Source organism: Microcoleus sp. BROC3, assembly GCF_036702515.1.
Taxonomy (GTDB): domain Bacteria; phylum Cyanobacteriota; class Cyanobacteriia; order Cyanobacteriales; family Microcoleaceae; genus Microcoleus.
Window position 1 is genome coordinate 248,965 of record NZ_JAUBTQ010000002.1, and the last position, 18,282, is coordinate 267,246.

An 18,282-nucleotide genomic window follows, 5' to 3' on the forward strand; every position below is an offset into this window, starting at 1 on the left:
CGAAGACCGATCGACCCTCAAAAATAGATACAGATGCTCGATCGCCCAATGGCATCCAACCAAACTCGATCGAACTCTGCTAGAATTAGTAAAGCGAAGTCGTTATGAGTTTAAGTAAATAGCTATGACCAACGAAACCGTAGAAAACCTAGTAATTATCGGCTCAGGGCCCGCAGGCTATACAGCAGCAATCTATGCCGGGAGGGCCAACCTGAAACCCGTAGTGTTTGAAGGCTACCAAGCCGGAGGCGTCCCCGGCGGTCAACTGATGACCACCACAGAAGTAGAAAACTTCCCCGGTTTCCCCGAAGGCATCACCGGCCCGGAACTCATGGATCGGATGAAAGCTCAAGCAGCGCGCTGGGGTGCAGAATTATACACAGAAGATGTAATTTCGGTGGATTTGACCCAGCGGCCGTTTACAGTGCGCTCAGAAGACAGAGAAATCAAAACCCACACGATAGTAATCGCTACAGGCGCGACGGCGAAAAGGCTGGGGCTGCCTAGCGAACACGTATTTTGGAGTCACGGCATTTCTGCCTGTGCTATTTGTGACGGCGCTACCCCTATTTTTAAAGGCGTAGATTTAGCTGTCATCGGCGCGGGCGACACCGCAGCCGAAGAATCTATTTATTTGACAAAATACGGCTCTCACGTACATATGCTGGTGCGGCGCGATCGGATGCGCGCCAGCAAAGCCATGCAAGACCGAGTGCTGAGCAATCCCAAAATTACCGTGCACTGGAACACCGAAGCAGTGGATATCTTGGGCGAACCGGGCGGCAAAATGGACGGGGTGAGAATTAGAAATATCGAGACGGGTGCCGAAAGCGATTTGCTGGTGAAAGGATTGTTTTACGCGATCGGTCACACTCCCAACACTCAACTGTTCCAAGGTCAGCTAGAACTCGACGAAGTAGGCTATATCGCCACCAAACACGGTTCGGTAGAAACCAGCGTCGAGGGAGTTTACGCTGTCGGCGACGTGCAAGACCACGAGTTTCGCCAAGCCATCACCGCAGCCGGTAGCGGTTGTATGGGTGCGATGCTGGCAGAACGTTGGCTTTCAGTTAACGGTTTAACGCAGGAATTCCATCAAACCGAGGAATCCGAGCAACCCACAGCAGCGCCGGAAGCTCAAAAAGTGCGCAAAACCAGCGAGAACTTCGATCTCAAAGACACGCGCCACGAAGGAGGTTATGCTTTGCGGAAGTTGTTCCACGATAGCGATCGGCTGATTGTGGTCAAATATTCTGCTCCGACTTGCGGCCCTTGTCACAGCCTCAAGCCGATTTTGAGCAAAGTAGTAGATGAGTTCGAGGGCAAAATTCACTACGTGGAAATTGACATCGAAGAAGATCCAGAAATTGCTGAAAATGCTGGCGTGATTGGTACGCCGACGATTCAGTATTTCAAAGACAAAGATTTGGTGGCTGAGCTCAAGGGAGTTAAGCCGAAAAGCCAGTACCGCGAGTTAATTGCCAGTAATTTGTAGGACATTCGATCGATTTTAGATTTGAGATTCGCCCAGGGAGATTTAACCTAAACTCGACTTGCGTCCCGCCTGCCAAAAACACGGTTTCTCCCCTGTACGAAACTAACGCGCAGGGAAGAAATCGGTTTTTTTTAGCCACATCCCTCGAAAAAACCTAGTTTCTCGCGAGTGTTTGGCGGATAAGGGAAAGAATTTTTGATTGTTCCCGGTTTTTTAGCCTGAGTGCTACTAAAATCGAAAAGTCTCATATTTGTCGATCGTCATTATGGCTCAAAGCCGCCTCCGACTGCCGCGATTTCTCAACAGTACCTCACCGTCAAGCCTGTCCATGAAAATGATGTGGGCAGGTTTGACAATAACTGCCGTGTTTATATTGGTAGCCACCTTGTCTCCAGCTATGCAAGCTTGGGGATGGCTGCAAAATCCTACGGAGGCTTTGATTAACCCCATTCACGAACCGCCGTCGGCGAATTATTGGTTCGGTACTAGCCGCAGCGGCTACGATGTGTTTTCCCGCACGCTGTTTGCTTCTCGCGCGGCTTGGCAAGTGGTAATTTTAGCCACTGCTTTGAGTTTGTTTATCGGTGTGCCGCTGGGTTTGGTTAGCGGTTATTTGGGCGGCAAGCTCGATCGAGTGTTGTTATTTTTAATGGATACAATTTATACTTTGCCGGGGCTGCTGCTTTCTTTGACGCTAGCGTTTGTAGTGGGAAAAGGAGTTTTAAATGCTGCGATCGCCCTGAGCATTTCCTACATCCCTCAATACTACCGCGTCGTCAGGAATCACACCGTCAGCGTCAAAACCGAATTATTTGTCGAAGCCGCCCGAGCAATGGGTGCTGATACTTGGACAGTGCTTTCGCGCTACCTGTTTCTGAATGTGATTCAGAGCGTACCGGTGCTGTTTGCGCTCAACGCTGCCGATGCAATATTAACATTAGGAGGTTTGGGATTTCTCGGATTAGGACTTCCCGAAGCAACTCCCGAATGGGGACACGACTTGCGTTTAGCTTTAGATGCGCTACCTACTGGCATTTGGTGGACGGCTTTGTTTCCCGGTTTGGCGATGACTTTAATGGTGGTGGGATTATCTTTGGTGGGAGAAGGATTAAACGAGTTTGTTAACCCTCGGCTGCGGAATCAGCAGTAATTTGTCTCGCGGTCAAATTAAGTTCGCAGTCAGGACTTTAGTCTTTATTCACCAATATAAACAAAATGAAGTTCTGATTACAAACACGCCCTATAAAGAGAGGGTAATATCTGGCAGATTAATTACTAAATCTTTCTGTCACCAAAGTTAATTATGTCTAATAAACTTTTTTTGTTGTCAATTTATATACAGGTAGCGGAAATTTTTTCTGCTAGCTTCATCTCCTAACGGTCAACCCAGATAATTTAAACCAGACTAGAGGATAAAGGCGGGATAGGCGTTTTCTGAGGACACGCTCTCAATCAACTTAACACAATTTTTAGCGATCGCACTAGCGTCCTACCCCTCCACATCTTTAAGCGCATCCTGCAGCTTATGCCAGGGAGCATCTCATATTTGTTGTAAAAATACTTCTTTTGGCTCCTTCCTTTTTTCTCTTTCCTTCTGCCTCCTGCCTCAAAACTCCAATTTATAGCTGGGATGCAAAAGTGAGATGCTCCCTTATGCCTTCTCCAACAATAACAACCACATCGCTAATAGGGTAAATTTTCCTTCCTTTGGGGATTTATCATCTGTCGGCAGTTGCAGCAACGTCGGCTGTGGCTTTTGTTCCGTCTGCTTGAAATTATCAAGACAATTTGGGAATGCTACCTAAAATTGATGGAAGGGGTTTATTGAATCTTTACACTGTCACGATATATTTAAAGGAATCGTGAAGTTATACTTCCGGAAGATGGCAAATTGTGTTCTTTGTGAGATTGTGCGATCGCGCAAGTGCAAGCCGAAAGCCAACAAATTTTAGAGAAGTCTGCAGCCGGGAGTTGCGCACCGGGTTAACTCTCAGTAGAATTTATCCGGGTGGTTTTTGCCGCTGACGCGACAAACTCGTGTCAAACTGCTTAAATAAGAAAGTGACGTTAAGAACTTAATGTGATTTAACGTCAAAATTAAACCCAATTTCTGAGATTTGAGCTAACTTAACAATGAAAGCCCCTGTTGCACTACTAAACCCGCAACGCTTCATTTGGGGTCATCGTCGGTCTCTAATCCAGAGTTGCCGGCTTTACAACTAAAGCTACGAGCTTTATTCAATCGCAGATTGCGTATGATTCAATTCAGGGAAACAGGGTAAAGATGGGTGCATCTACACGGATTGTATTGGTCTCAATTCCGGCAAGTCAAAAATTGTCTGCTAACTGTCTGGCCAACTACGTCGCAGCCGTTCACCCAGATATGCGCAGAAAACAGCGCCGTTCGATCGTGCCAAAGTTTTTGCTGGGCATTCTCAGGATTTAGCAGAGCCGGAAATGAGTTAGTATTGTCAAGCTAAGCTGACAAAGTTTTCCTAGTTCTTGACAAAAAACGGAAAACAACTTCCATTTTTTGTGAGAAAGGCTACAATCGGAAAGGTCTTTGCAAGATCCGATTCTCACCCTTAGGTACTTCGACCCTCTGTTGTTGCATTTGAGGCAGCAGACCCGCATCCAAGGTGGCGAAAATTAGCCGTGCAACTGTGACGTCTGACAACCAGAGTGAAAGCAGCAGGCGAATCAAAAGTTCGACACCTCAAACACAAAAGTTAGAGGGTTCAGTGCCGGAAAACTTGTACGGGTAAAAGCTCGAAGTACCGAGTAAAAAAGCCACTATTTTTGAAGGTGCGATCGCTCGCATCTCTGGGTTCGCTTCTCAGGGCAAGGTATCGCAGATGATGCGGTAACTCGCTGCGAAAGAAAAAGCCCCACGCTCAATTCGAGGTCGCGACGTTCAAGTCAGCGATTAATTGAAGGCGCTCGCTCATTCAAACCAGAACTCAAACTTTGACTCGTAAAACTGGTGCAGTTTCGGTAACAGATTCAGTTAGCAGACCGAAAATCCCACTATTTTTTGCTGCGGGAATGCCAATATTGGCTAACTTGTCTAAACTACAAACAGACACTATTCCACTGTTATTTATTCTTCAATTCAGGAGCATGAGGAAGGCGGCATGATCCAGGCTAATACCGTACTCGAAACCACACTTAAACCCGAAATGGAAACAATCGAGTTGCTTCGGAACGCCGAAAGCGTTCTACCAGAAAACGAGTTGGAACTCTTTATCGACGAAGAAGACGATCGAGAAGATTTTCTAGACTCTCAATCTGAGGAAGACGACACTAAATCTGGCAAAGGCGTCAAAGCCCGCCGTCGGGCTCAGGCAAAGAAAAAGCATTATACTGAAGACTCTATTCGTCTTTACCTGCAAGAAATCGGTCGGATTAGACTGCTGCGAGCTGACGAAGAGATTGAACTAGCGCGCAAGATTGCAGATTTGCTGGAATTAGAGCGAGTTCGAGAACAACTGCTCGAAGAGTATAACCGCGAACCCAAAGACAGCGAATGGGCGAATGCTGTAGATATGGCACTACCTGCATTCCGTCACCGACTCCACGTCGGCCGTCGGGCCAAGGAGAAAATGGTGCAATCAAACCTGCGTTTGGTGGTGTCGATCGCCAAAAAATACATGAATCGCGGTTTGTCTTTCCAAGATTTAATTCAGGAAGGATCTTTGGGTCTGATCCGGGCCGCTGAAAAATTCGATCACGAAAAAGGCTACAAGTTTTCTACCTACGCAACTTGGTGGATACGTCAAGCCATTACCCGGGCAATTGCCGACCAATCCCGGACTATCCGCCTGCCGGTTCACCTTTACGAAACCATCTCGCGGATCAAGAAAACTACCAAACTCCTGTCTCAGGAAATGGGTCGCAAGCCTACGGAAGAAGAAATTGCTACCCGCATGGAGATGACGATCGAGAAGTTGCGGTTCATTGCTAAGTCCGCACAGTTGCCCATCTCTCTAGAAACTCCGATCGGCAAAGAGGAAGACTCGCGTCTGGGAGACTTTATTGAATCTGACGGGGAAACGCCAGAAGATCAAGTCTCGAAAAACTTGCTCAGGGAAGACTTGGAAAGCGTTTTGGATACTCTCAGCCCCCGCGAACGGGATGTACTGCGGCTGCGTTACGGCTTAGATGACGGACGGATGAAGACCTTGGAGGAAATTGGTCAAATCTTTAACGTCACCCGCGAGCGGATTCGCCAAATCGAGGCTAAAGCTCTGCGGAAGTTGCGCCATCCCAACCGGAACAGCATCTTAAAAGAATATATCCGCTAGAGTAATTTGCTAGCATCACCCAAAAGAGTGATTCGCACTCTTTTGGGGGGGGAACCCCCCGCCCCGGTGTGAGCTATAGCTGTTACATTTTGTGCTGGTAACTGCACGGAGCAAGTGGCTATTGGCTGCTCAAATCGCGCTGCTAAAATTTAGGGAGTCCGTTACGGAACTCCCAAGCTTTGCAGTTTCACAAAAGTCTTAATTAGAAAATTACATCAGGCCCCAAAAGTGCAGCAGGCCTTGACCGGAAACCAATTCGATGATGACAGCGGCAGAAAAACCAATCATCGCCAAACGACCGTTCCAATTTTCGGCTCCTTCGCTGAAGCCCCAGTTCCAAGCGTTGCGTTTTTGTTCTTGCATAGTGCGAACTCCTTTCGTTAACTTGTGTAAGGCTTATGTGAATAAATATAACATTCCTCGCTCAAAATGCAAGCTTGTGATTAGTGATATCGGTCATAACGGTCGATCGACCTTGATGATTTTACCTAACAGGAAAAATAGCCAACTCGGTATCGGGGTCAAACAAGTGAATTTTGTCATGGGCGATGGCCAACCAAAGCTCCTCGCCAACTCGGATCGATCGCTCAGGAGGAACCCGCACCTGCATCCGCACCGCCGGAGCATCCGTCAAACAAACCCCCAAATAAGTTTCGTGTCCCAAAGCCTCTACAATTTCCACTTGTACCGAAAGATTTTTGGTAGCCGGAGGGTTAATGCTCAGATGTTCCGGCCGAATGCCCAAAATTAGCCCTCGCCCGTCATATTGTTGTAGACTTTTTGCCCAAATATCGGGTAAAGTAAAGCGAAATTGCGGGTGAGAAATCAACAGCGGAGCACTAAATTCCACCGACAAGAAATTCATCGGCGGAGAACCGATAAACTCAGCAACAAACAAATTAGCCGGCTTGTTGTAAAGCTCTAGAGGTTGAGCTACCTGCTGAAGCTGGCCTCTATTCATAATAGCAATCCGATCACCCATAGTCATCGCCTCAGTTTGGTCGTGAGTCACATAAATAGTTGTAGTTCCCAACTGTCGCTGCAACTGCACAATTTGCGATCGAGTTTCCGCCCTCAATTTCGCATCAAGATTCGATAGCGGTTCGTCCATCAAAAACACCTCAGGATTTCGAGCCATCGCCCTACCCAAAGCTACCCGCTGCTTTTGCCCTCCCGAAAGTTGTTTCGGCAAGCGATTTAAAAGAGATTCTATTTGCAATAATTCAGCTACCTTCAGGACTCGTTCTCCTACTGCCTTTTCCCGTTCCGATAAATAGCGCAAACCCGGAGGCAGCTTGCGAGTTACTCCTCCTAAAAAGTCTTCAAACAAAGGATAGACTTGATGATTATTTAAAGAATTAGAAGCTAAATAATTAATAACTTCTTCTACCTGCTTGCGGATTCCTTTCGCATTCTGGCTTCTGCCTTCTCCTCCTCCTTCTGCCTTCTGCCTAAGGTCTTCCTTCTTCCGTTTTTCGTCTTCCTTCTTCCTTCTTCCTTCTGCCTTCTTCCTTCTTTCGTCTTTCTCCCTTTCGGAGCGGCGCAATCCAAAGGCGAGATTATCGTAAACTGTTAAGTGAGGATAGAGAGCATAATTTTGAAATACCATAGCGATATTTCGGTCTTTAGGAGGCAAATCGTTAAGGAGCCGATCGCCAAGCCAAATATTGCCGGCCGTCAAAACTTCCAAACCGGCGATCGAGCGCAGCAAAGTGCTTTTTCCGCAGCCAGAAGGCCCCACCAGCACCATGAATTCCCCATCTTCGACCGTCAGGTTAATGCGGCGCAAAACGCTGTTAGACGAAGGGCGATCGGCCACAGACGAGACACTTTCTGCGACGGTGTTTGCTTCTTTTTCCTGTTCACCTTGGCGGAGCGGAAAACTTTTGTAGATATTTTCTAATACAACTTGCGCCATCAAACAATTTTAGATTTGAGATTTGAGATTGGGGAATTGGAGGCAGAGCCTCCGGGTATGTATTCCCAGGCAGAGCCTGGGAACAAGGCTGAATGGGGAATGGAATTGGACGTAGACGCTCGAAGGCAACAAAGCCAAGCTTTAAATTGACTCACAGCGCATAATGACACAATTAATGACTCATGACCCATGACCGATGACTGAGGACTATTGACTGCTGATAACTTTGATAATTTTTTCACCCGGATTGAGGTCAAAAACTCGATCGCCCGCAGCATCTTTCCCCCAAAAAGCTATTGCATCAATAGCCGATCGCAGCAGGCGGCCAGAATTAGTAAAAAGTTTGACATCCGTACCCGGAACAGCCTGCAGCAAGCCAACTAAAGCATCTTTAGGCTCTGAGAAACGAAAAGCTTGAGTGCCAATTTCGCCCCGGTTAGTAAGTCTGACAGAACCTGCAGGCATTCGTTTTGCCCAACCCAACTCGGAAAATAGCACCAGACTGTCGTTCGGGTCGAGAGTGATGCAACCCACCAACTCTTCCTGCTTCCGCAACCTGGTTACTTGAGAACCCTGGGCGGCGCGGCCCATTGGCGGCAGTTGTTCATCATCAATCTCAAACCGGAGGACTCGGCCTCCTGAAGTTGCGATCGCCACTTGCTCGCCGACTTTACCCAGACTCGCACAGCGCAGCCGATCGTCCTCCTTGAGTTTAACAACAGTAACGCCGCGATTAGTCAAATCAGCAAATTCCTGCATCGGCAAGCGCTTAATTTTCCCTTGCTGAGTCAAAGTTACTAAATCTGCAGCTTCCAAATTTTCCGGCAAAATAAAGTGTGCAACTGTGATTTCCGACAAAGCGCGACCGGCACTTTCTTTAGTAGCACTCGGCGACAACAAACTAACGATCGGCGTTCCCCGGTCTTTGGCGCTACTACTAGGAATATCGGCCACTTTCAGCGGGTAAGCTTTGCCGTTAGGAGTTAAGACGACCAAAGTGCGATCGGTTTTCGTCAGATTTGCCGTCACAATAAAATCTTCATTTTTTTCTAAAGCTGAAACCGATTTTTCGCGACTTTTCGAGCGTGGCTTTTCCCCAGTCGGCAAGCGGCGCACGTACTGCTTGTGCGAAAATTCAACAATAGTTTCCTCAGCCTCTAGAACGGGCAATAAGTTAGGCTGAATCGTTGCCGGCGACAACTGCTTCACCGCAGAATTTTTCTTACCAGAAAATTGTGGTTCGGCTTTGGCTGCGCGTCCGGTTCCATTGGCGAATTTAGTGCGGCGGGGGTCAGCGTACTTGCGTTTGAGCGATCGAAATTCCTTCTTTAAAGCCTTCAAAAGTTCGCGCCTGTCGCTCAACAACCGCTGCAATTCTTGAATATTAGCCATCAACTCATCAAACTCAGACTGCAAATTTTGCCTTTCCAAACCAGTCAGCCTCCGCATAGGCATCGCCAAAATCGCATCAGCTTGACTTTCGCTCAAATTGAGGCGAACTTGCAAAGTTTGCTTAGCAGTAGATCCGTCAGGAGAATTTCTGAGAATGTCGATCGCGGTATCGAGATTTGTCAAAGCCAACATTAAGCCTTGGACAATATGACAGCGACGTTCCGCAGCCTGCAACTCGTAATTGTAGCGGCGGGTAAGAGTCACTTCCCGGAAATCCAGAAATTCCTGCAACAATTGTCTGAGCGTCAACTGTCGCGGTTGACCGTTAACAATTGCCAGCAAAATCGCGCCAAAATTTGTTTGCAGGTCAGTTTGTTGGTAAAGGCGAGCGAGAACCGCTTCTGGGGTAAATTCCCGCTTGAGTTCAATCACAACTCGAATGCCTTCGCGATCGCTCTCGTCACGCAAATCAGAAATACCGTCGAGGCGGCCAGCATTGACCAACTCCGCCACCTTTTCAATCCAAGCCGCCTTATTTACCTGAAACGGAAACTCCGTCACCACGATCGCCGTTTTAGTACGCACCTTGCGATTACCAGGCACCTCTTCCACCCCGGCCACACCCCTGACCGCAATGCTGCCTCGACCCTTAGTGTAGGCGTCAACAATGCCCTCTGTGGCGACGATTTCCCCTCCGGTTGGAAAATCCGGGCCCGGAATCAGTTCTATCAACTTCTCGTCGGATAGTTCCGGGTTTTCAATCAAAGCAATTAAACCGTCTACCACCTCCCCCAAATTGTGCGGCGGGATATTAGTTGCCATCCCCACAGCAATGCCCGTACAGCCGTTGAGTAACAGAAACGGCAACTGAGCAGGCAATGCCGTCGGTTCCTGCTGCGAATTGTCAAAGTTACCAGTAAAATCAACAGTTGCCTCGCCGACTTGGGTTAGCATAGCTTCGTGGGCGATCGGTGCCAGCCGAGTTTCCGTGTAGCGCATAGCAGCAGCCGGGTCATTGTCCACCGAACCGAAATTGCCGTGACCCGCCAGCAAAGGATAGCGGCTCGAAAACTCCTGAACCATGCGCACCAGAGCGTCGTAAACCGATTGGTCGCCGTGGGGGTGATATTTTCCCAAAACATCTCCAACGACCCGGGCGCACTTGCGGTAAGGTCGGTCAGGCGTCAGACCGAGTTCGTGCATCGCGTACAAAATTCGACGGTGAACCGGTTTTAAACCGTCGCGGACATCAGGCAAAGCTCGCCCGACGATCACACTCATGGCATATTCGAGGTACGATTGCTGCATCTCGGCGTGCAGAGGCGTAGAAATTACTTGCCCGGAAAGTAGGTTGAGTTGTTTAGCCATGAGTCCTTGTGTCCGTTAATTCCTGAGTGAAGACAGCCTAGGTCAATAATGCTGAGGTTGCCTGTCTCGAGTGAAAAGCGTTTGCCGCAGGCAAACCGAAAGTTCGACAAAACCGCCCAGCGGGAGGATAAAAATAAACTTAATTTGTCAAAGCAGAATCAGAGTGCCGAAGACGGGCAACACTTGCCTCTTACTCTCCACTCTTACCCTAACCTCTATGTTGCCTTCATTTGTGCCTACCTGTTTATTTACCTTCAGCCGTGAGTAAGGTTGATTCACAGTCCTGCTTTTCCTTATAATCGCTCACAAATGCCGATCGTTAAGAATTCAGCAGTCAAAAGCTCTCCTCGGCAGAAGGAGAGTCAGACCGCACCTCGATCGACGGAAGCCTAGATCTTTTCAGCCGTCTCGATGCTCAAAACTGAGAATTGGGAATCCCCCAAAATCCCCTGCTATATTCGCTACTCCGAATGCAGCAGCGGGAGTATATAAATAAACATTGCTTTATTCTAAGAGTATGAAAGAAAATAATTGTCACACATCCCGGACTCTCAGCCGGAGGCTTGACCGAAAGAGAGGATACTAGAAACCTGTTACCTGGGAATCTTGAGCCTCTGGCAGTGTCAGGTCTCATTCTAAAAAACAACTAAACTGTCTGTGTGTAGTAGTCTAAATGATGGTACAGGATGCTTCAGGGCATCTGTACACCCTCTCACGGCTAGTACCTCAAGGATATAAATACGGGTTTTGCAGGGTTCCCGGCTGATGGCGCTAAAAACTCTGCATTTTTGACGGGGAATGTAGTCCCCGTGCGGTGTTCTTCTTTGGACTAAAGTCGCAAAGTTTCCATACTTCCCATATTTATTTATGAAAACCGTTCTGATTGTAGAGGACGATTTGGTTAATGCTCGGGTTTTTTCCAAAATTCTGACTAAGCGGGGGGGCTTAGCCGTGAAGCACACGGAAAATGTTGAAGAGGTGATGCAGATTGCTGCGAACGGCGAAGCTGATTTGATTTTAATGGATGTGTCTCTTTCGCGGAGCGTGTACCAGGGAAAAGCTGTTGACGGCATCAAGATTACTCAACTGCTTAAAGCTGACCCGCAAACGGCCTCGCTGCCGATTATTTTAGTAACAGCTCACGCGATGGCCGGTGATAGAGAAACCTTTCTGGATCAAAGCGGTGCCGACGGTTACATCTCTAAACCTGTGGTAGATCATCAAGAGTTTGTCAATCAAATCAAGGCTTTGCTCCCTGACTGAGCGAACCGAAGGAAGAAGAAAGAAGAAAGAAGAAAGAAGGAAGAAGGAAGAAGGAACAAAGAGTTTTTTGTTTGAACTAACAAACCATTAAAACTCTTGAATTATAAATTATTCTCGAATTCTGACTTATGCCTTCTGACGAATACTTCCTACCTTATTCCTTCTTCTTTTGGATGTGCCGATGGCACAATGCTATGACTTCTGATTTTTAAGTTTTGAGAAAAAGAATTTAAAATTTTTCAACTCATGCTCTCGGGGCGTGCGATCGCGAAGAACCAAAAAATCTCCGCGCAGCTCACTCTGATTGTTTGCTGCGCGGCAATCTCAAAACACGAGATTAGTCTTCGTCCTCGTCGAAGTCGTAACCGATATCATCATCGTCATCGACCACTTCCCCTAAGGAATCATCATCAGTCTCAGGGACAAAATCGTCCTCATCAACCTCAACCTCCTCAAAATCCTCATCGGGTTCCATGTCAGACCCGCGCCCAATCTCAAAACCGCTCTCGATCGTATAAGCGCGGCGCGCAGTGCGATCGTCGAGCACCACATCCTCCTGCAAATCGTGGATTTCGTCATCAAACACAGCACCATCAAAAGCCGCATCCTGAACCCCAGCATCCTCATAGGCATTGAACCCAGTCCCCGCAGGAATCAGGCGGCCGATGATCACATTTTCCTTCAAACCGCGCAACCAGTCGGACTTACCCTCGATCGCAGCCTCAGTCAGCACCCGGGTAGTCTCCTGGAACGAAGCAGCGGAAATAAAGCTATCTGTATTCAGCGAAGCCTTAGTAATCCCCAGCAGCACCGGAGTATAATCAGCCGGAGCCCCGCCAGTAATCGACATCGCCTCATTCACCTGCTCAACTTGCCGCAATTCCACCAACTCGCCCGGGAGCATAGTAGTATCGCCGCCGTCCTCCATCCGCACCTTGTTGGTCATCTGGCGGACGATCACCTCGATGTGCTTGTCAGAAATATCCACACCCTGAGACTGGTAAACCGACTGCACCTCATTCACCAAAAAGGTCTGCACCTGTTGGAAACTCTCTAAAGCTGCCTCAAAAGTAGGCTGCCGCTCCTTGAGCACGTGGAAGAACACCTCCAGAATTTCGTGAGGATTAGCAGGCCCGTCCGTCAAAGCTTCGGCGACGCCGACGCGCTGGCCGTCGGAAACGATCGGGTTTTGACCGGGTAACAAAGGATACTCCTCAATCCGGCCGTCATCCTCAATCACCGCCAGCTCGACAACATCGTCATCCGTAACCACCCGAGCCGTCCCCGGCCGCTTGGCTAAAATACAAGCTTCCTTGGGTTTGCGCGCCTCCAGAAGTTCCTCGATTCTCGGCAAACCCTGAATGATATCCCCGGTTTTTGCCCGCTCGAACACCAGAATCACCAAATTGTCGCCCCGCTGTACCAAATCGCCGTCCTCTACGTGCAGCACCGCACCCCCGGAAACCCGGTAAGGGCGAGCCACCCTGAGCACAATTTTTGCCGATTCCTCCCCGCTTGCTGGTATAACCTTCACAACTTGACCCGACTCTTCCAAAATAATTCCCGGAGCTACTTCGGTACCTGCAACCAGCAGTTGACCGGGACTGACAGCAGGCTCAAGAGCCACAGAAATCGAAATAGAATCGGCATCGCGCATCACCAGCAGGCGGCGCACCGGTTCGTTGTGCCCTTCGCGGATGCCCCGGACGATGCCCGCTTCTTTGCAGAGAATCTCCGTGCGGGCCACGACTGCGCCAGGGGCGATCGACTGGCCGTCTTCCACCAACAGCCGCGTGTGAGTGCTGCCCTGAGTGGGGTCGGCGGACACGTCCCGCCGAATTACTAGCGATTCCAAAATCACCAACTGCAAGCGGAAAATCCTGGACGGAGGGGAGTTCTCGTCATCAAGAGGCAGGGCCAGTTCTTGCGATGCCACAACCGGCTCCTGCGAAGCCCAAGCAGGCCCGGAACCGTCTGCTCCAAAAGCCAGAGCCTCGGCCTCATCCGGCAGCAGCTCGATATCTGCGGCGAGTTGCGGAGCTCCGGAACCGATTTCCAAAATAAGCTGAGTCCGCAGCAATTCCAATCCCTCCACCGACTTGACGCGCTCCCCGTCCTTGTATGGCAGCCGCTGGACTGCTTTGAGGGAGATCGACTCGTTGAGCGCCGTCTGAGAAGGTACGGGCGGCTTGTCGGGCACTGGAAATTCCACGACCGGCCGCAGCAGCAAAGCGGGGCCTTCGGGAGTTTCGATATATTCTGCATAGCCCAATTTGTCGGCAACCAAGCCGGGGAAAATTTCCTGACCGGCGCTGACAATTTGACCTTCCCCAAAAGTCAGGGGCGGGCGATCGACTGCGTGGAGTTCCCCGGGCTTGATGACAATCTCGCGCAAGATGTCGTTTTTCTGAGTGACTTCTACCGCCCCGCTGGTTTGGCAGAAAATATCCTTAACTACTTCGGTACCGGCCTCGACGTACTGGCCGTCTTCCACCAGCAGCAGGGAAATATCTTTGTTGACCTCGTGGCACTCTTCGGGTATCCACAGCAGGGTGCCGCCTTTGACTACTTCGTAGCCGAGTTTTGCCTTGCCCCGCTTGTGGACTTCCACTCCCGCGTACTTGACAATGCCTCCGGTAGCGGTGCGGTAGCTGTCGTCGAGCAATTCCGCGACTACTTCGCCGTTGATGACTTTGCTCCCGGGGGCTGTTTTGAGCGAAAACCGCTGGTTAGAAGCCGTTTCGATCGTGTAGTGGTCGCGGCCGCCCGCGCTTTCGGCGCGCACGATTGCTTGGTCGAGCAGGACTTGGGCGGTGATAATTTCGATCTCTCTGGGGTCAGCGATGCGGACTACGCCGCCGTGTTCGGAGATGAGTTTAGTTTCGGCGATGACGCTTTCGGCGGGAATCCGATCGCCGTTTTTGACCGCAGGTTCGGCACCCGGGGGCAAGTTGTAGACTTCTCCCGAGAGAATCCAAATCAGCCCGCCTTTGCTGGCGGTGCGGGTAGTGTTGCCCTGGCGGTCGGTTTTTTCCTCCGGCACCAAGTCAGCAAATTTGGCTTCTCCCGCCAAGTCGGACGCTACGTCGGTAGTGACTTTTTCTGTGGTTTTGCGGGCGGCGCGGCCGGCGATGGGCACTTCGGCCAAAACTTGACCGGGAATTGCCCGCTGTCCGTCTTTGACCATCAAAGTAGAACCTTGGGCGATCGCCAGCTCAATCTTGAGTTTTTGATTTTTTGCCCCGGATTTGCCTTCTTCAAAGCCCTCGCCTTCAAATACGAGCTTGCCGTTGTTTTCTGCTACCAGTGCTTCTTCGCCGTGTCTGGTGCGGAAAGAGCGGGTGCGCAAGTTCTTAAACTTGACTGTGCCCGGGAAAGGTGCTCGTTCTTGTTTGGCGACTTCTCCGGTGAATACACCGCCGGTGTGGAAAGTACGCATCGTGAGCTGAGTTCCCGGTTCCCCGATCGACTGAGCCGCAATAATCCCGATCGCCTCTCCCATGTCCACCATTTGCAAGTGGGCGAGACTCCAGCCGTAGCAGTGCTGGCAAACCGAGCGCGTAGATTCGCAAGTCAGGGGCGATCGTAAATACACCTCTGCCACCCCTGCTTTACCAATTTCCGCCGCCAACTCCTCTGTAATCGGCTGATTTCGGACGGCTTTTTCGCTGCCGTAAGCCACGATTTCCCCAGTTTTGGGGTGCACCGCATCTCGGGCAAAAACGCGTCCCAGCAACCGTTCTTTTAGGGGAATCAGCACGGTAGCTCCGTCTGTCATCGCTCGTACCCGGATTCCCCGCTGAGTACCGCAGTCTACTTCGCGCACGATTACGTCTTGGGACACGTCCACGAGTCGGCGAGTCAAATAGCCGGAGTCTGCGGTGCGCAGGGCTGTATCTACCAAGCCTTTGCGCGCTCCGTAGGAGGAAATAATGTATTCGGTGACTGTCAGTCCTTCGCGGAAGTTGGTTTTAATGGGCAAGTCGATGATTTCTCCTTGGGGGTCAGCCATCAATCCGCGCATTCCCACCAACTGCCGCACTTGAGAAATGTTCCCCCGCGCGCCGGAGAAGGCCATCATGTAGACCGAGTTGAGGGGGTCTGTGGCTCGGAAGTTTTTTACTACTTCGTCTTTGAGGTCTTCTGAGGTACTGTTCCAGGTATCGATTACTTTTTGGAAGCGTTCGACTTCGGTGATTTCGCCTCTGGTGTATTTTTGTTCGGTAATGCGGATTTCTTCTTCGGCGGCATCTAGGAGCGATCGTTTTGACGGCGGCACTTGCAGGTCGTCTACGCTAATGCTGACTCCGGCTTTTGTGGCGTAGCGGAAACCCAAGTCTTTGAGTTTGTCGGCCATTTGGGCTGTACGGGCCGTTCCGTAGTGCATGAAAGACCAAGAGATTAATTTTTTGAGCTGACCTTTGTCAACAACTCGATTGCGAAAAACAATTTCCTTATTTTCTGTCATTTCTCTGGTGTTGGTAATTGGTAATGCGTAATTGGTAATCCCTAATTCATAATTCGTAATTGGCAATCTGTAATTCGTAATTGGTAGTTTTCCCTGATTCGGATGCTATTACTTTTTAGCTATTCTTTGTCAGTTATTACCAATTACCAATTACCGATTACCAATTACCAATTTCTAATTGTTAATTACCGATTCGATCGTTTGGTGATAGATAATTCTGCCCGGAGTAGTGCGAATAAACTGATTGATCAACTTGCCCTCTCCGTCTTCCCGAACCCGGCGGAACTTGTATTCTTTTGTCACTATACCGTCGGCCGAGCGTTCCACCTTCAGCGGTTCTCCTTCTGCTTCTATGTTTTCTATGGCACCTTGAAACCTCACCCACACGTAGGAGTGCAAGTCAACGACTCCTTGTTCGTAAGCTACAACCGCGTCGGTAAGGTTGGAGAAATAGTGACCGGCTCCTTTTTGAGCGTCAAGATTTTCGGCTGTCAAGTAATAGCAACCGAGCACCATATCTTGAGAAGGAGTGACGATCGGCCTTCCGGTTGCCGGCGACATAATGTTATTGGAAGCCAGCATCAGCAAGCGCGCTTCCGCCTGAGATTCCAGAGACAAAGGCACGTGTACGGCCATTTGGTCTCCGTCAAAGTCAGCGTTAAAAGCCGGACAGACTAGCGGGTGAAGCTGAATCGCCCTCCCGTCTACCAAAATCGGCTCAAAGGCTTGAATCCCCAAACGGTGGAGGGTCGGCGCGCGGTTCAGCATTACCGGGTGTCCTTCAATCACCTCCTGAAGCACGTCCCAAACGCTGGGATCGTTGCGCTGAATCAGTTTTTTCGCAGCTTTGATATTGTTGACCAATCCTTGGCGGATCAAGCGGTGGATGACGAAAGGCTGGAAAAGCTCGATCGCCATTTCCCTCGGCAAACCGCACTGATGAATTTTCAGTTTCGGCCCCACCACAATCACCGAACGCCCGGAGTAGTCAACCCGTTTCCCCAGCAAGTTTTGCCGGAAGCGACCTTGTTTCCCTTCAATGATGTCCGACAGCGACTTCAGCGGGCGGTTGTTTGCCCCCACCACTGTCCGGCCCCGGCGACCGTTGTCAATCAGCGCATCCACAGCTTCTTGCAGCATCCGCTTTTCGTTGCGGATGATAATCTCCGGTGCCAGAATTTCTTGGAGTCTCGCCAAGCGGTTATTGCGGTTGATGACTCTCCGATAAAGATCGTTGAGGTCACTGGTTGCAAAACGCCCGCCGTCTAGCTGCACCATCGGCCGCAAGTCCGGGGGAATCACCGGAATCACGTTGAGCACCATCCAATCTGGTTGAGATCCCGTAGCGATGAAGTTGTCAATAACCCGCAAGCGTTTAATTAACTTTGCCCGTTTTTGACCTTTAGCATTAGCAATATCTTCCCGCAACTTTTCCGCTTCGCTTTCTAGCGGAATATTTTGCAGCAAAACTTGCAAAGCTTCAGCACCAATCCCCACTTCTACGCCCGTCAGCGTGGAATCTTCGCTGTAAAGTTCGTCTTCTATTTCCAGCCAAGCATCTTCCGTGAGCAATTGCTTGTATTGCAGCTTTTCTGCATTACCTGCATTTAGGACAACGTAGGCGTTGAAATAGACGATTTGTTCGACATCTCGCAGGGGCATATCTAACAGAATTGCCATGTAACTCGGGATGCCTTTGAGATACCAAACGTGAGCTACTGGAGCTGCTAATTTGATAAAGCCCATGCGATGGCGGCGGACGCGAGATTCAGTGACTTCAACACCGCATCTTTCGCAAACAATGCCTCTATGGCGAACTCGTTTGTACTTCCCACAATGACATTCCCAATCTTTTGCAGGCCCAAAAATGCGCTCGCAAAACAAGCCATCCATTTCAGGTTTTAATGTCCGGTAATTTATTGTTTCGGGTTTTGTCACTTCGCCGGTTATCTGACCGTTGGGTAAAGTTCTCTCTCCCCACTGTCGAATTCTTTCTGGTGAAGCTAACCCTATCTTGACGTAATCAAAGCGTTGTTCTATCTTAGCCATTTTGACTCCAATTGATGATTTACAG

At 49.7% G+C, this 18,282-nt stretch carries 10 protein-coding genes; 5 read left to right on the forward strand and 5 right to left on the reverse strand.

Features of this window, described 5'->3' with window-relative positions:
* The first annotated feature begins 124 nt into the window (after positions 1-124).
* The 4 genes from trxB (at position 125) to rpoD (ending at position 5,799) form a co-directional block, all read left to right on the forward strand.
* Positions 125-1,495 carry a thioredoxin-disulfide reductase gene (trxB, locus tag QUB30_RS02420; protein ID WP_333328520.1) on the forward strand — a complete coding sequence of 457 codons (1,371 nt, stop codon included), beginning with the start codon at positions 125-127 and terminating at the stop codon, positions 1,493-1,495.
* A 265-nt stretch (positions 1,496-1,760) separates the two neighbouring features.
* On the forward strand, positions 1,761-2,645 hold the full coding sequence (locus QUB30_RS02425; protein WP_333328522.1) for an ABC transporter permease: 885 nt from the start codon (positions 1,761-1,763) through the stop codon (positions 2,643-2,645).
* Positions 2,646-3,779: 1,134 nt separating this feature from the next.
* Positions 3,780-3,941 (forward strand): hypothetical protein, encoded by a 162-nt coding sequence (locus QUB30_RS02430; RefSeq protein ID WP_333328525.1) that lies wholly within the window; start codon positions 3,780-3,782, stop codon positions 3,939-3,941.
* Positions 3,942-4,629: 688 nt separating this feature from the next.
* Positions 4,630-5,799 carry an RNA polymerase sigma factor RpoD gene (rpoD, locus tag QUB30_RS02435; RefSeq protein ID WP_333328528.1) on the forward strand — a complete coding sequence of 390 codons (1,170 nt, stop codon included), beginning with the start codon at positions 4,630-4,632 and terminating at the stop codon, positions 5,797-5,799.
* A 210-nt stretch (positions 5,800-6,009) separates the two neighbouring features.
* Here the strand turns inward: rpoD and QUB30_RS02440 are convergent, their stop codons facing one another.
* The 3 genes from QUB30_RS02440 to QUB30_RS02450 form a co-directional block, all read right to left on the reverse strand.
* Positions 6,010-6,162, reverse strand: coding sequence for a chlorophyll A-B binding protein (locus QUB30_RS02440; RefSeq protein WP_172186457.1), 153 nt, complete (start codon positions 6,160-6,162; stop codon positions 6,010-6,012).
* Between the two features lie 121 nt (positions 6,163-6,283).
* Entirely contained in the window at positions 6,284-7,717 is a 1,434-nt protein-coding gene (locus QUB30_RS02445; protein WP_333328531.1) for an ABC transporter ATP-binding protein, read from the reverse strand.
* Positions 7,718-7,924: 207 nt separating this feature from the next.
* Positions 7,925-10,477, reverse strand: a complete 2,553-nt coding sequence (locus tag QUB30_RS02450; protein WP_333328534.1) for a DNA topoisomerase (ATP-hydrolyzing) — start codon at positions 10,475-10,477, stop codon at positions 7,925-7,927.
* Between the two features lie 867 nt (positions 10,478-11,344).
* On the opposite strand from QUB30_RS02450, the gene QUB30_RS02455 reads away from it, so the two are divergent.
* Positions 11,345-11,740, forward strand: a complete 396-nt coding sequence (locus QUB30_RS02455) for a response regulator (RefSeq protein WP_333241348.1) — start codon at positions 11,345-11,347, stop codon at positions 11,738-11,740.
* Positions 11,741-12,077: 337 nt separating this feature from the next.
* Here the strand turns inward: QUB30_RS02455 and QUB30_RS02460 are convergent, their stop codons facing one another.
* The gene (locus tag QUB30_RS02460) at positions 12,078-16,226 is read right to left on the reverse strand and encodes a DNA-directed RNA polymerase subunit beta'' (protein WP_333328575.1); all 4,149 of its coding nucleotides are present in this window, start codon (positions 16,224-16,226) and stop codon (positions 12,078-12,080) included.
* Between the two features lie 156 nt (positions 16,227-16,382).
* Positions 16,383-18,257, reverse strand: a complete 1,875-nt coding sequence (locus tag QUB30_RS02465; protein ID WP_333328537.1) for a DNA-directed RNA polymerase subunit gamma — start codon at positions 18,255-18,257, stop codon at positions 16,383-16,385.
* Between the last annotated feature and the right edge of the window lie 25 nt (positions 18,258-18,282).

What these genes read in the sequence shown, in the direction of transcription:
- QUB30_RS02430 (WP_333328525.1), top strand. Translation starts at nt 3,780, where the DNA reads ATGGGTGCATCTACACGGATTGTATTGGTCTCAATTCCGGCAAGTCAA.
- QUB30_RS02455 (WP_333241348.1), top strand. Translation starts at nt 11,345, where the DNA reads ATGAAAACCGTTCTGATTGTAGAGGACGATTTGGTTAATGCTCGGGTT.
- rpoD (WP_333328528.1), top strand. Translation starts at nt 4,630, where the DNA reads ATGATCCAGGCTAATACCGTACTCGAAACCACACTTAAACCCGAAATG.
- trxB (WP_333328520.1), top strand. Translation starts at nt 125, where the DNA reads ATGACCAACGAAACCGTAGAAAACCTAGTAATTATCGGCTCAGGGCCC.
- QUB30_RS02445 (WP_333328531.1), bottom strand. Translation starts at nt 7,717, where the DNA reads ATGGCGCAAGTTGTATTAGAAAATATCTACAAAAGTTTTCCGCTCCGC.
- QUB30_RS02450 (WP_333328534.1), bottom strand. Translation starts at nt 10,477, where the DNA reads ATGGCTAAACAACTCAACCTACTTTCCGGGCAAGTAATTTCTACGCCT.
- QUB30_RS02440 (WP_172186457.1), bottom strand. Translation starts at nt 6,162, where the DNA reads ATGCAAGAACAAAAACGCAACGCTTGGAACTGGGGCTTCAGCGAAGGA.
- QUB30_RS02465 (WP_333328537.1), bottom strand. Translation starts at nt 18,257, where the DNA reads ATGGCTAAGATAGAACAACGCTTTGATTACGTCAAGATAGGGTTAGCT.
- QUB30_RS02425 (WP_333328522.1), top strand. Translation starts at nt 1,761, where the DNA reads ATGGCTCAAAGCCGCCTCCGACTGCCGCGATTTCTCAACAGTACCTCA.